Raw genomic sequence first — 14,186 nt, forward strand, 5'->3', positions numbered from 1 at the left:
GAGGCTATTCGTCCGCGAATTCGGAGAAGATCGCGCGGGTCAGGCGCCAGCCGCGCGGCTTGGCGCGCTTGGCCGGCTCGCCTTCGGGATGCTTGATGAAGAGGGGCTTGTTTTCCTTGCCCCGCAGGGGCGGCGGCCAATGCGCAAGGTGCGTGCCCGAGGTCTCGCTGGCGCGCAGATACATCGACGACAGGCTTTTGCGGTCGGATGAGCTTCTCATGGCCGTCTCTCCTGGGCAGGAATCGTTGGCCAAACATGTTGACAGTGAGTTAACGTGCGGGGTTAAAGGCCGGCCAAATCGACGCAGGCGAGGCTCGGTGTGATCTGGCGCTGTCTCAATCAGCAATAATTATTGAGTATCTGGTTCCGTAGGAGTTTCGCTAAAACCGACCGCGTCGTTTAGGCGATTTTTCGGCGATTTGGGGGATAGTGATCCGCATGTGCGGGATTGTCGGCATTCTCGGGCGCGAGCCGGTTGCAGAGCAATTGGTGGATTCGCTCAAACGTCTCGAATATCGCGGCTACGATTCCGCGGGCGTCGCCACACTCGAAGGCAAGCACCTGGAGCGCCGCCGCGCCGAGGGCAAGCTGAAGAACCTGGAGAAGCGGCTCGAGGCAGAGCCGTTGAAGGGCACCACCGGCATCGGTCACACCCGCTGGGCCACCCACGGCAAGCCGACCGTCAACAACGCCCATCCGCACGCGACCGAGCGCGTCGCCGTGGTCCACAACGGCATCATCGAGAATTTCCGCGAGCTGCGCGAGGAACTCGAGACGAAGGGCACGGTGTTCCACACCGAGACCGACACCGAGATCGTGGTGCACCTCGTCGACGATCTGCTCGCGCGCGGCAACAAGCCGGTCGAGGCCGTCAAGCTGACGCTGGCGCGCTTACGCGGCGCCTTCGCCCTCGGCTTCATCTTCGCCGGCGACGACGACCTCATGATCGGCGCCCGCAACGGCCCGCCGCTCGCGATCGGCTATGGCGACGGCGAGATGTATCTCGGCTCCGACGCCATCGCGCTCGGACCCTTCACCGAGACGATCAGCTATCTCGAGGACGGCGACTGGGTCGTGCTTACCCGCAACAGCGCAACGATCTTCGACAAGGACGGCCACGCCGTCCACCGCGACAAGATCAGGCACGCGGCCTCGACCTCGCTGGTCGACAAGGCCAACTACCGCCACTTCATGGCGAAGGAGATCCACGAGCAGCCGGAAGTGGTCGGCCACACGCTCGCGCGCTACGTCGACATGGCGACCGAGCGCGTCTCCCTCCCGGTCAAGCTGCCATTCGATTTCAAGACCATCCAGCGCATCAACATCACGGCCTGCGGCACGGCGAGCTATGCCGGCTTCGTTGCAAAGTACTGGTTCGAGCGTTTTGCGCGTGTGCCGGTCGAGGTCGACGTCGCCTCCGAATTCCGCTACCGCGAAGCGCCCCTGCGCAAGGGTGATCTCGCCATCTTCATCTCGCAGTCCGGCGAGACCGCCGACACGCTGGCGGCGCTGCGCTATGCCAAAGCCGGGGGCGTGCACACGGTCGCCGTCGTCAACGTGGCGACCTCGACAATCGCGCGCGAAAGCGAGACCGTGCTGCAAACGCTGGCGGGACCGGAGATCGGTGTCGCCTCGACCAAGGCCTTCACCTGCCAGCTGATGGTGCTCGCAAATCTTGCAATTGCGGCCGGCAAGGCCCGCGGCGAATTGTCAGACGAGGATGAGACCAGGCTCGTCCATGGCCTCGTCGAGATCCCGCGCTTGATGTCGGATGCACTCACCACCGAGGTTGAGATCGAGCGTCTGGCGCGCGAGATCGCAAAGTCGCGCGACGTGCTCTATCTCGGCCGCGGCACCAGTTTTCCGCTGGCGCTCGAAGGCGCGCTGAAGCTGAAGGAGATATCCTACATCCACGCCGAAGGCTACGCTGCTGGCGAGCTGAAGCACGGACCCATCGCGCTGATCGACGAGACCATGCCAGTCGTCGTCATCGCGCCCTATGACCGGGTGTTCGAAAAGACCGTCTCGAACATGCAGGAGGTCGCCGCCCGCGGCGGCAAAATCATTCTGATGACCGATGCCAAGGGCGCGGAGGAGGCGACCGTCGATTCTCTCGTCACCATCGTGATGCCCGACATGGCGGGGGCGTTCACGCCGATGGTCTATGCCGTTCCCGTGCAGCTGCTCGCCTATCACACGGCCGTGGTGATGGGCACCGACGTGGACCAGCCGCGCAACCTCGCGAAATCGGTGACCGTGGAATAGGCACAAGGGATATCGGTTGGTCGCAGTCTTCCAAAACCTGCTAGAAGACCCTAGCTTGTGTGCTGCGACCGACCTGGAACCCGAATGACCCCCCGCGACGACGCGCCTGCGCCTCTTGATCCCGTCCCGGAACCGCATACCGGCCTAATGGGCCGTTTTCGCAATTATTTCCTGACTGGCCTCGTCGTGACGGGGCCGATCGCGATCACGCTTTATCTGGTCTGGTGGTTCGTCACCTGGGTCGACGGCGTGGTGCGACCGTTCGTGCCGCTGGCCTATCGACCCGAAACCTATCTTCCCTATGGTGTTCCCGGCTGGGGACTGATTGTCGCATTCTTCACGCTGACGCTGGTCGGCTTCCTCGCGGCCAACCTGATCGGCCGGACACTGGTCGACGTCGGCGAGACCTTTCTCGGCCGGATTCCGGCTGTTCGCGCCATCTACCGCGGCCTCAAGCAAGTGTTCGAGACGCTGTTTTCGGGCAAGGGCTCGAGCTTCCGGAAAGTGGGCCTGGTCGAGTTTCCCTCGCCCGGCATGTGGTCGATCGTGCTGATCTCGCAATCGCCGAACGAGGACATCGCGCGCAACCTGCCGGGACAGGAGGAGCACGTCTCGGTGTTCCTGCCGTGCTCGCCGAACCCGACCACCGGCTTCTTCTTCTATGTCCCGAAGAGCAAGATCATCGAGGTCGACCTCAGCGCCGAGGATGCCGCGACGTTGATCATGTCGGCCGGCGTGGTGCAGCCGGGCTCGGCGCCAGATCCGAAGAAGGCCGCCGCGCTCGCGGGCGTGGCGAACGCCGCACGCATCGCCAACGCGTCTGCGCTCCAACCCCAGCAGCCTGCGAAAGTGGAGTAGGGCCATTCCGGCGCGGGATGGCCGCGTTCACGCAGGCGTTCGCGTCCTCTGCTAGTCTCCGGCCGAATTGAGCGTCTCGTTCGGAATTCGACCTGGAGTGCATGATGTCCAAAACCATTGCGATCCTCGCGCCCGGTGCCATGGGCAGCGCCGTGGCTCGCCGCCTCAGCGAGAATGGCGCACGGGTGCTGACGTCACTGAAGGGGCGGAGCGAGGCGACGCTGAAACGGGCGGCGGACGCCGGCATGATCGGCGCCGAGGACGACGCGCTCGCCGAAGCCGACATCATCCTCTCGATCGTGCCGCCGGGCGAAGCCGTGGCGCTGGCTGAACGGCTGGCCGCGCTGATCGTCCGGCGCGAGAAGAAGCCGGTCGTGGTCGACTGCAACGCCGTCAATGTCGACACCGTGCAAAGGATCGAGGAGATCATCGGCTCGGCGCAGGCGCCGTTCGTCGATGCCGGCATCATCGGCTTTCCGCCGCAGCGTGGTGGCAAGAGCCCGGCCTTCTACATGTCCGGCGAGCACGCCAAGGACGTCGCGGTGCTGAAGGACCTCGGCCTTGACGTGCGGATCGTCGAAGGCCCGGTCGGCGCAGCCTCTGCACTCAAGATGTCTTACGCCGGCATCGTCAAAGGCCTCGCCGGCATCGGCTCGGCCATGGTGGTCGCGGCCACGAAAGCGGGCGCGGCCGACGCGCTGCGCGACGAGCTTGCGCTCAGCCAGCCTGCAATTCTGGCGCGCCTCGAAGTGGCGCTGCCGGACATGATCCCGAAGGCGTATCGCTGGGTCGCCGAGATGCGGGAGATTTCGGGATTCTTGGGTCCGGATCATCCGGCCAGCCAGATCTACGAGGGCTTTGCGCGCTGGTTCGAGCATCTGGCGGAGGATGCGGAGGGCAAGGCGATGGATGCCGCGCTGATGAAGGCGTTCGCGGCGAATGTCCCGAAGAAGGACTAGAATCTACCTGCATGCCCGATCTGTCGAATGTCTTGCGCCAAGACCTTGGGCTAAGACAGTGGTTGCGTCTCCGAGAACATATCGACAATCTTGTTGGTCATGCCGTCCACGATCAGCACCTGATCCTTCATCTTGACGTACATATAATCGCGCAGCTCTGGCAATTGCGCGAGCACCTGCGCTGGCAGTCCTTGAGCCTTTACGCCTTTTGGAAGTGTTGCGCCAACGGCAGGGGTAAAGTCCTTGGCTGGCTGGGTGGTCTTCAGCCGGAATCGGATCTCGTTATGCTCTGTCAGCACGGTCTTGCGGATCTGCTCGCGCTGCGCGTTGGTGAGGCTGAGCTTCGGCAGGGATGGATGTTGCGATATCGTTGTGCCGTCGCTCAATTCAACCGCACCTTGCCCACCCGCGAGCGATACTGCGGGCGCGCCGAGTAAGATCGCGAGCGCGGCGATGGTGGTGGGAGCCCTCATGGTCTGCTCCTTCCTGTCTGCGCCGCCCTTGAGCAATTAACGGGCCGATCGTGCGTTCCGTTCCGCGGCGGGGCCCGACAAGCGCGCCTTTGCCTGTCTTACGGGTAATCATGCCCCGGGATCAGGCTACGGCAAGAGTTCCGTGCGTGCGCTCAAGGCAGGCAATGACGGGAATGTACCATCTTGCCCGAGCATCGCTTTCCCGGAGGCATTGCGCCGGCGACGGATCAGCGTGGATGACCCCATATGCGCCAATGGGTAGGCTGAATGTCGGCGTGCGTTTTGCCCGATCGATCGACCCAATTGGATCCATCCTTGTGACAGGGAAAGGGAAGCGAGTGGACGATACCATCAAAGTCCAGCGCGCAGATTTCGAGATCCCCGTCTAAGGGAGCCGTCGAAGTGGACTGCCATTCGGTGGAGATGAACTGCATGATCTACCTCCAGCAGGGATGTGGGGACAGTTCCAATATACCTTTAGCACGAGTGATCCGTCCCTGAATGTGAGCCAGTTCGCAATGAAGCAAGGAAAACCGTACTCTTCATTGGGGCAATTGCATTGTCCTTGCCTCGGGCGCACGAGAACGCATCAGCCCGCACCGATCAACGGGATCGCCTCGTCCCGCTCGTAGAGATACAAGAGGCACCGCAGCGCTTCGCCGCGCTCGCCCTTCAGCTTCGGATCGTCCTTCAGGATGCGCAGCGCCTCGTCGCGGGCCTGGGCGATGAGCTGGCTGTGCACCTCCGGGCGCGCGATGCGGTAGCCGGGCAGGCCGCTCTGGCGCACACCGAGCACGTCGCCTTCGCCGCGCAGCTTCAGGTCTTCCTCGGCGATACGAAAACCGTCGGTGGTTTCGCGGATCACCTTCAGCCGCGCCTTCGACATCTCGCCGAGCGGTTCCGAATACAGCAGCAGGCAGGTCGAGGCTTCCGAGCCACGTCCGATGCGGCCGCGCAGCTGGTGTAGCTGGGCGAGGCCAAAGCGCTCGGCATTCTCGATCACCATGATGGTTGCGGCGGGCACGTCGACGCCGACCTCGACCACGGTGGTCGCAACGAGTAGGCCGATCTCGTGGGCGGCGAACTGGCCCATTACATGGTCCTTCTCGGTGCCTTTCATCTGGCCGTGGACGAGGCCGACGCGCTCGCCGAAACGCTTTTGCAGGCTCTCGAAACGTTTCGTCGCATTGGTGAGGTGCTCGGTGCCCTCGGCTTCGGATTCCTCGACCAGCGGGCAGATCCAGTACACCAGCTTGCCGGAGGCGAGCGCGCGGCCGACGCCCTCCATGACCTCGCTGATGCGGCTCATCGGCACCGCGCGGGTGTCGATCGGCTGGCGGCCGGCGGGCTTTTCGCGCAGCTCGGAGATGTCCATGTCGCCGAAATAGGTCAGCACCAGCGTGCGCGGGATCGGGGTCGCGCTCAGCACCAGGACGTCGACGGATTCGCCCTTCGACGTCAGTGCGAGGCGCTCGCGCACGCCAAAACGGTGCTGCTCGTCGACGATGGCGAGCGCGAGATCCTTGAAGATCACATCGTCCTGGATCAGCGCATGGGTGCCGACGAGCAGGTCGATCTCGCCGGCTTCAAGCTGCGCCAACAGCTCGCGCCGCTCCTTGCCCTTTTCGCGGCCGGTGAGGATCGCGACCTGCATGCCGGCGCGCTCGGCGAGCGGTGCGATGGTCTTGATGTGCTGGCGCGCCAGGATTTCGGTCGGCGCCATCAGCGCGGCCTGCTTGCCGACCTCGGCAACCGCCGCGGCCGCGAGCAGCGCCACCACGGTCTTGCCGGAGCCGACGTCGCCCTGGAGCAGGCGCAGCATGCGCACGGGCTGTTTCAGGTCCTCGGCGATGGCCGAGGCAGCGCTGCGTTGCGAGGGCGTGAGCGCGTAGGGCAGGGCATCGATGATCTTGTTGCGCAGGTGTCCGTCGCCGGCGTTGCGCACGCCGGCGGGGCGGCGCAATTGCGCACGGATCAGGGCGAGCGCGAGCTGGCCGGCCAAGAGTTCATCGAAAGCGAGGCGCGACCAGAACGGCTGGTCCGGCAGAATGTCCGTGAGCTCGACCGGCTGGTGCACGCGATTGAGCGCTTCGGCAATTGGCGGGAAGTGGCAGCGGCGCATCACCTCCGGGCTGATCCATTCCGGCAGGGCTGGCAGCTTCTGAAGTGCCTGCGCGATCGCGCGGCGAAGTGAGCCGAGCGCGAGGCCCTCGGTCAAGGGATAGACCGGATCGATGCCGGAGAGCTTTGCAATCGCCTCCTCGTCGAGCACGCGATCGGGATGCACAATCTGCGGGATGCTGTCATACATCTGCAGCGTGCCGGAGACGTAACGCTTCGCGCCCATCGGCAGCAGCTTCTCGACATAGCCGGGTTTGGCGCGGAAGAACGTCAGCACGACGTCCCCGGTGTCATCGCTGGCATAGACGAGGTATGGCGCGCGCGCGTTGCGCGGCGGAGGCGGACGGTGGCGATCGACGGTGACCTCCAGTGTCACCATGGTTCCCTGGACGGCGTCGCGGATTTTTGGCCGGGCCCGGCGGTCGATGACCTGGCTCGGCAGATGCAGCAGCAGATCGACCAGCCGCGGCGTCTCGCTGCGGCTGAGCAGGTATTGCAACAGCTTGTCCTGCTTCGGACCGACGCCGGACAGGCTGGTCACGGGAGCAAACAGCGGGTTGAGCAGGCTGGGGCGCATTCGTGGAATCTAAGATCGTTCCTCGCCGTCATGCCCGGCTTTATGCCGGGCATCCACGTCTTTTTTTCGAAGCCCGGCTGACCATGACGCACCGGATGGGCGAACTGTCACAACAAAGGGCTGACACGGCCGGTCCGAGTGGCTATATCCACCCCGCCCGGCACGTCCGGGCTTTCTGCGTTTGACTGGATTTGAGAAATGACGGGAACGACACGATCGAGCAGCGGGCTGGACGACCGCCGCAAGCGGCTGCTGTTCCGCTGCTGGCACCGCGGCACGCGCGAGATGGACCTGATCCTCGGCCGCTTTGCGGATGCCGAGATCGGCAATTTGTCCGAGCCTGAATTGATCGAGCTCGAGCGCCTGCTCGAGGTCAACGATCCCGATCTCTATGCCGCCATCACCGGCGACAAGGTGCTTCCGGCCGACGTCACCGGCGCGCTGTTAGCCCGCATCAAGGCGTATCCCATCGCGGACCGCGACGCATGAAGCAGGGTATGAAATCACCGGCCGAGCTGCTGACGCCCGGGCGCGCCTTGACGCTCGCCAATGTCGCCGAGGGCGCCGAAGGCCTCGTCGTCTCCGATCTCGCCCGGGCCATCGCGGCGCGGCCGAAGAAGCCGGCGGTCAGTCTTGCGGTGGTCTGCCGCGACGGTCCGCGGATGCAGCAGCTCGAACGCGCGCTGCAATTCTTCGCGCCCGATCTGCCGGTGTTGATCTTCCCGGCCTGGGACTGCCAGCCCTATGACCGCGTCTCGCCGCATGGCGGCATTTTGGCGCAACGCCTGACGACGTTGGCGCGGCTTGCGTCCCTGACGGGCAGCGACAAGCCGCTGATCGTGCTGACCACGGTGAATGCCGTGGTTCAGCGCGTGCCTGCGCGCGAGCTCGTCGCGGCGCAGGCGCTGTCGGTTGCACCGGGCAACGTGGTGCCGATGGACACCATCGTCGCCTGGCTGGAGCATAACGGCTACAACCGCTCCTCGACCGTGCGCGAGCCCGGCGAATACGCCGTGCGCGGCGGCATCCTGGACCTGTTTCCGGCCGGTCTCGACCAGCCCGTGCGCTTCGACTTCTTCGGCGACAGCCTGGAGTCGATCCGCTCCTTCGACGCCGAGACCCAGCGCACGCTGCTCGACATGCGTGCGCTCGACCTCGTTCCGATCTCGGAATTTCAGCTCGTCACCGACACCATCCGCCGTTTCCGCATGGGCTATGTCGCCGAATTCGGCGCGCCCGAGCGCGACGATGCGCTGTACGAGGCCGTCAGCGAAGGGCGCCGCCATCCCGGCATGGAGCACTGGCTGCCGCTGTTCCAGGACCGGATGGACACGCTGTTCGACTATCTGCAAGGGGCAGCAGTCGCGATCGAGCCGCAGGCCGAGGACGCCGTACGCGAGCGCTTCAAGCAGATCCTCGACTATTACGAGGCCCGGCGCGAGGCGATGGAGCATCCCGGCGGCGGTGCCATCTACAAGCCGTTGCCGCCTGACAGGCTTTATTTGACCGAGGAGGAGTGGGGCAGGCGCCTCGGTGATATGCCGCTGGCGCGGTTGACGCAGTTCTCAGTGCCGGCCGATGGCACGAGTGTCATCGATGCCGGTGCGCGCAAGGGCCGTGACTTCGCGCCGGAGCGCAACGACACCACCGTCAACGTGTTCGAATCCGTCGTCGCGCATGTGATGGCCTTGCAGGCGCAGCGCAAGAAGGTCGTGATCGCGCTCTGGACCGAAGGCTCGCGCGACCGCATGACTTCGATGCTGCGCGACCACAAGCTGGCGCACACCACCAGCGTCAACAGCTGGCGGACGGTGCAGGCGACCCCGCGCAACGAGACCATGCTCGCCGTGCTCGGCCTCGAAAGCGGCTTCGAGACCGACGAGATCGCACTGATCAGCGAGCAGGACATCCTCGGCGACCGCCTGGTCCGGCCGCGCAAGGCGAGCCGCAAGCTCGACAATTTCATCTCGGAGGTGACGAGCCTCACTGCCGGCGATATCGTCGTCCACGTCGACCACGGCATCGGCCGCTTCATCGGCCTGCAGACCCTCGACGTCGCCGGCGCGCCGCATGACTGCCTCGAACTGCATTATGCCGCCGAAACCAAGCTGTTCCTCCCGGTCGAAAACATCGAGCTGTTATCCCGCTACGGCTCCGACCAGACCACGGTCGAACTCGACCGCCTCGGTGGAGGCGGTTGGCAGACCCGGAAGGCAAAACTCAAGAACCGCATCCGCGAGATCGCGGGCGAATTGATCAAGATCGCCGCCGCGCGCCATCTGCACGAGGCGCCCAAGCTGCCGGTGCAACCGGGCCTCTACGACGAGTTCTGTGCGCGCTTCCCCTATGACGAGACCGAGGACCAATTGGGTGCGATCGAGTCCACCCTGAAGGACCTCGAGCTTGGCCGTCCGATGGACCGGTTGATCTGCGGCGACGTCGGCTTCGGCAAGACCGAAGTGGCGCTGCGCGCGGCCTTTGCCGTCGCGCTCGAAGGCAAGCAGGTCGCTGTCGTGGTGCCGACCACGCTGCTCGCGCGCCAGCACGCGAGGACCTTCACCGAGCGTTTCAAGGGCTTTCCGGTCAACGTGGCGCAGGCCTCGCGCCTGGTCGCGACCAAGGAGCTCAATCTGGTCAAGAAGGGCATCGCCGACGGTTCGGTCGACATCGTCGTCGGCACCCACGCGCTGCTGGGTAAGGCGATCAAGTTCCGCGAGCTCGGCCTCGTCATCGTCGATGAGGAGCAACATTTTGGTGTCACGCACAAGGAGCGGCTGAAGGCGTTGCGCTCCGAGGTGCACGTGCTGACGCTATCGGCAACCCCGATCCCGCGCACGCTCCAGCTTGCGTTGACCGGCGTGCGCGAACTCTCGATCATTGCCTCGCCCCCGGTCGACCGCCTCGCGGTTCGCACCTTCGTTGCCCCGCATGATCCGCTGATGATCCGCGAGGCGCTGTTGCGCGAGCGCTATCGCGGCGGCCAGGCGTTCTACGTGGTGCCGCGCATCGACGACCTCGCCGAGGTCAAGGATTTCCTCGACAAGAACGTGCCGGAGATGAAGGTCGCGGTCGCGCACGGTCAGATGCCGCCCGCCGTGATCGAGGACATCATGACGGCCTTCTACGACGGCAAGTTCGACATCCTGCTGTCGACCACGATCGTAGAGTCCGGCCTCGACATCCCCAACGCCAACACCCTGATCGTGCACCGCGCCGACATGTTCGGCCTCGCCCAGCTCTATCAGCTCCGCGGCCGCGTCGGCCGCTCCAAGCTGCGGGCGTACGCGCTGTTCACGCTGCCGGCGCAGCAGAAGATCACTGCGCAGGCCGAGCGCCGGCTCACCGTGCTGCAATCGCTGGAGACGCTCGGCGCGGGCTTCCAGCTCGCCTCGCACGACCTCGACATCCGCGGCGCCGGCAATCTGCTCGGCGAGGAGCAGTCCGGTCACATCAAGGAGGTCGGCTTCGAGCTTTATCAATCGATGCTGGAGGAGGCGATCGTCAATCTCAAGGCCGGCGTCTCCGAACCGGCTGCCGACCGCTGGTCGCCATCGATCACGATCGGCATGCCCGTGCTCATTCCCGAGGACTATGTCGGCGACCTCTCGGTGCGGCTGTCGCTGTACCGGCGCCTCGCCGATCTCGACACCGAGGAGGAGATCGAGAACTTTGGCGCCGAGATGCGCGACCGCTTCGGCGTGCTGCCGGACGAGGTCCGCTATTTGTTCAAGGTCGCCGCGATCAAGGCGTTCTGCCGCAAGGCCAATGTCGAGAAGATCGATGCAGGTCCGAAGGGCGCCGTCATCGTCTTCCGCGACAATTCCTTCGCCTATCCCGAGCGCCTGGTGACCTTCATCCGCAGCCACGGCCAGGCCGCCAAGGTGCGCCCCGACATGAAGGTGGTGTTCCTGCAGGACTGGGAGACCCCGGAAGAGCGTCTCGCCGGCACCACGGAGATCATGCGGCAACTGGCGCATCTCGCCGAGAGCAAGAAGGCGGCGTAGCGAGGTGCCGTAGGGTGGGCAAAGCGAAGCGTGCCCACCAATCGTCAACGTCACGGAAAGATGGTGGGCACGGCGCTATGCGCCTTTGCCCACCCTACGGCATTGAGGTTGTAACTACGACGCCGCGCGCGACGCATCGGCCGACAGCCGCGCCAGCAGCGATCGTGCCGTATCCGACGGCGACAGCGAGTCCACGCTGACCACGGGATCGCTGCGCATCTCGTGCTTGCCGTTGGAGGTGTGCCGCATCACCGCCGACAGCCGGCGCGCAATCATATGCGCGGTGCGGAAGTCGGTCTCCGCGAACACCACGATCACCGAGCCGTCCTTTTGCGCCACGCCAAAATCCATCTGCCGCATCAGGCGGCTCAGGATGCGCGCGGCATCTAACTGCGCGCGGGGATTATTGGGATCGAAGGCGAAGCGGGCGACGGAGAGGCTGCCGCCGCGGGCCAGCGTCTGCTCCACCGCCTTGGCGAAATCGCGGGCGAAGGCTTCCACCGTGAGCAGGCCGCTGCGCGGATCGAGCCAGCCGCCGGCGTCGATCGAGCGCAGCGTGCGGCTCAGCTGCGCTTCCATTGCGTGCTGGCGGATCAGCGGCAGTGCATTGGCGGCGACTTTCACGGGCTCGCCGGAGATCAGCTCGAGATTGGGCAGATCGTAGCTCTGCGCAAGCTGGTGTGCGGTGACGACGACGGGCAGATTACGGAAGCGGGTGTCCTCGGCGAGTACCGTCAGGAAGGCATCGGCGACGCGCGCCGTAAAGCCTTCGGCGAGCACGACGCCGTCGAGGTCGCGGGTGTTGAGATGCTTGGCGGCGGCTTCGATCGAGAGCGCGCCGATGACGCCGACGCGTTCGCCGAGCGCGACCGAGAGCGCAGGATAGGCCGCGCCACGGCCGATCAGGAGCACGGTGGCATCGCGTGCGGGATCGGCCTCAGGCAGCGAGACCGTCGCCTCCGGCAGCCGGCGCAGCACGGTGGCATGAAGGGTGCGCACTCGCAGCGCGGCGCGGAGCCGCGCGATCAGTCGGTCGGGATGGCCGCTGCGTGAGGCGAAGGGCAGGGCGTTGGGAGGCAGCGTGCCCGCAGCATCCATGGCCACGAAGGGAAGGTAGGGCGATTGGCCGGCGATCTTTTTCGCGAGCGGAGCGATGTGCGGCTCGTGTCCGGCATGCATCGCCGCGAGAACCGCGGCCGGCTGCACCTGCTCGACCGCGCGTGCGGCGCTGGCCCAGTCGGTGTCGACCACGGGAAAGAGCCTGGCCTCGTTCAGCGCCGCAATGAAGGGCGGCCGTTCGACATTCGACACAAACAGGATCGGGCCCGCCTGGGACATTGCAAACTCTGATCACGCAACAGGTGCCGCGCAATCTAGATTGACCGCCTTAATGCAGCGTCAACGCAACGGGTGAAACTGGGCCTAGACCGGCCCCGAGCGGTCGCGAAAGGCCTCGACCATCAGGGGGTTAAGCCCGAGCTCGCTGAGCGCCTCGCGGGCGCGGGCATTGTCCTGGGCCCGGCCCGCCAGCCGGTGGCCTGAGAGGCGGTCGGGCAGCGCGGTGAGCAGGGCACCCTGGCCGAGCCGGCGGGCCCATTCCTGGAGGTCGTTGGAGAGGAAGCGATAGCCGCCGACGGCCATGATGCCGGAGGGCGGCGCGGTGATGCAGATCGCGCCGCTCGGACGGTCGAGCCGGGCGGCATAGCCGGTGTCGACATAGTCGCGCGGCGGCTGCGCGATCAACGTCTCGCCGACCGGCTGCGGCGGCGCGTAGGCCGCGATCGGCACCATCGGCCCGCGCAGGCCGAGCGTCCCCTTCGGGGTCAGCAGGATCTCGCCGGCGATGGAGGAGCCGGACTGCTCGCGCGGGGCGCCATGCGGCCCCGGCATCACCGCAACAGGCATGCCGTCCTCGCCACGGCGGACGCCGAACAGGCCCGCCTCGCCGAACAGATAGACATCCGTGAGCGGCGCATGCGGCGCGATCCAGGCATCGCTTGCGGCGACCTGCTCGGGCGCGCGCCAGAGGCCGATGACGTTGCGTAAGGTCGGCATCCGCGCCGCGAGATCGGAATCGCCGAGGCGCAGCGCGAGCTGGGCAGGCGCGATCAGCACCTCGCATTCGTGCTGGTTGATCTGCTGCTCCAGCACCTCGCTCTCGAAGGGATGATGCAGCGCCAGCGTGCCGCCCGAGAGCAGCCACACTGCGAGCGAAGAGGCCAGCCCCGCGAACGACATCGGCGCGAACGCCGCCATCACGGTCGCGCCCTGCTTGACGTCGGCTTCGAGAGACATCGCCAACCCGCCGGCGATCAGGCTGAAATGCGGCCGCGGCACCGGGCGAAAACCTTCCGCGGTGACGTCGAAGGAAATCATCGCCGCCTTGCGGCCGTCCTGGATCACGGTGCGCGTGCTGCCGGGCGGGCGAGCCAGCACGTCGTCGAGCGAAGCCATGCCCTCGGGCAGATCAGTGCCGAAGCCGCAGACGTGACGGATCGAGAAGGCTTCGGCCGCCGCATGCATCGCAAGGTCGGCATAGCTGACGCCGTCGACCGTGCTCATGGTAACGATGGCGCGCGCGGCGGTGCGGTTGAGCGCGGCGGTCAGTTCCGCGTGCCGCCACAGCAGCGGCAGCACGGCGACGACGAGGCCGGCGCGATGGGCGGCGAGCACCGTCAGCACGAACTCGATCGTGTTGGGCAGCTGGATCGCGATGACGGAATTGGCCGGCAGGCCGGATTCGACGAAATACGCCGCCAGCGCCTCGATCGCCGTATCGGCCTCGGCGTAGGTCATCCGCCGCGGCTGGTGCCCGGTCACCCGCGCCTTGTTGAGGGGATCGAGCAAAGCGAGCGCGTGCGGCTGCCGGGTCAGTGTGCGCTGAAACAGCGTGTCGAGCGTCGGCGATGTTGCTGGCTGGTTCACGGCG

Annotated in this window: 10 protein-coding genes; 5 read left to right on the forward strand and 5 right to left on the reverse strand. The window is 65.7% G+C overall.

Features of this window, described 5'->3' with window-relative positions:
• Positions 1-4: 4 nt before the first annotated feature.
• Positions 5-220 carry a hypothetical protein gene (locus BLV07_RS33450; protein ID WP_091894450.1) on the reverse strand — a complete coding sequence of 72 codons (216 nt, stop codon included), beginning with the start codon at positions 218-220 and terminating at the stop codon, positions 5-7.
• 218 nt (positions 221-438) lie between these two features.
• Between BLV07_RS33450 and glmS the strand changes: the two genes are divergently transcribed.
• The 3 genes from glmS (at position 439) to BLV07_RS33465 (ending at position 4,082) form a co-directional block, all read left to right on the forward strand.
• Positions 439-2,265, forward strand: coding sequence for a glutamine--fructose-6-phosphate transaminase (isomerizing) (gene glmS, locus BLV07_RS33455; protein ID WP_091894452.1), 1,827 nt, complete (start codon positions 439-441; stop codon positions 2,263-2,265).
• A gap of 84 nt (positions 2,266-2,349) precedes the next feature.
• Positions 2,350-3,123, forward strand: a complete 774-nt coding sequence (locus tag BLV07_RS33460) for a DUF502 domain-containing protein (RefSeq protein ID WP_091894454.1) — start codon at positions 2,350-2,352, stop codon at positions 3,121-3,123.
• 104 nt (positions 3,124-3,227) lie between these two features.
• Entirely contained in the window at positions 3,228-4,082 is an 855-nt protein-coding gene (locus BLV07_RS33465) for an NAD(P)-dependent oxidoreductase (protein WP_091894557.1), read from the forward strand.
• A 50-nt stretch (positions 4,083-4,132) separates the two neighbouring features.
• Here BLV07_RS33465 and BLV07_RS33470 read toward each other — a convergent pair whose 3' ends face one another.
• Together BLV07_RS33470 and recG are read right to left on the reverse strand one after the other, a co-directional pair.
• A complete protein-coding gene (locus tag BLV07_RS33470) occupies positions 4,133-4,555 on the reverse strand; it encodes a DUF1236 domain-containing protein (protein WP_143035563.1) in 423 nt (140 codons plus the stop codon).
• Positions 4,556-5,144: 589 nt separating this feature from the next.
• The gene (recG, locus tag BLV07_RS33480) at positions 5,145-7,253 is read right to left on the reverse strand and encodes an ATP-dependent DNA helicase RecG (protein WP_091894460.1); all 2,109 of its coding nucleotides are present in this window, start codon (positions 7,251-7,253) and stop codon (positions 5,145-5,147) included.
• Positions 7,254-7,451: 198 nt separating this feature from the next.
• On the opposite strand from recG, the gene BLV07_RS33485 reads away from it, so the two are divergent.
• Both BLV07_RS33485 and mfd read left to right on the forward strand, forming a co-directional pair.
• Complete coding sequence (locus BLV07_RS33485; protein WP_091894462.1) at positions 7,452-7,742, forward strand: FAD assembly factor SdhE; 291 nt, start codon at positions 7,452-7,454, stop codon at positions 7,740-7,742.
• Positions 7,739-11,257, forward strand: a complete 3,519-nt coding sequence (mfd, locus tag BLV07_RS33490) for a transcription-repair coupling factor (RefSeq protein ID WP_091894464.1) — start codon at positions 7,739-7,741, stop codon at positions 11,255-11,257. The genes BLV07_RS33485 and mfd overlap by 4 nt, the downstream gene beginning before the upstream one ends.
• A gap of 114 nt (positions 11,258-11,371) precedes the next feature.
• Here the strand turns inward: mfd and BLV07_RS33495 are convergent, their stop codons facing one another.
• Together BLV07_RS33495 and BLV07_RS33500 are read right to left on the reverse strand one after the other, a co-directional pair.
• The gene (locus BLV07_RS33495) at positions 11,372-12,595 is read right to left on the reverse strand and encodes a hypothetical protein (RefSeq protein ID WP_091894466.1); all 1,224 of its coding nucleotides are present in this window, start codon (positions 12,593-12,595) and stop codon (positions 11,372-11,374) included.
• Between the two features lie 84 nt (positions 12,596-12,679).
• Complete coding sequence (locus tag BLV07_RS33500) at positions 12,680-14,182, reverse strand: class I adenylate-forming enzyme family protein (protein WP_091894468.1); 1,503 nt, start codon at positions 14,180-14,182, stop codon at positions 12,680-12,682.
• Between the last annotated feature and the right edge of the window lie 4 nt (positions 14,183-14,186).

Origin of the sequence: Bradyrhizobium sp. Rc2d (assembly GCF_900099855.1) — a bacterium.
Lineage (GTDB): Bacteria > Pseudomonadota > Alphaproteobacteria > Rhizobiales > Xanthobacteraceae > Bradyrhizobium.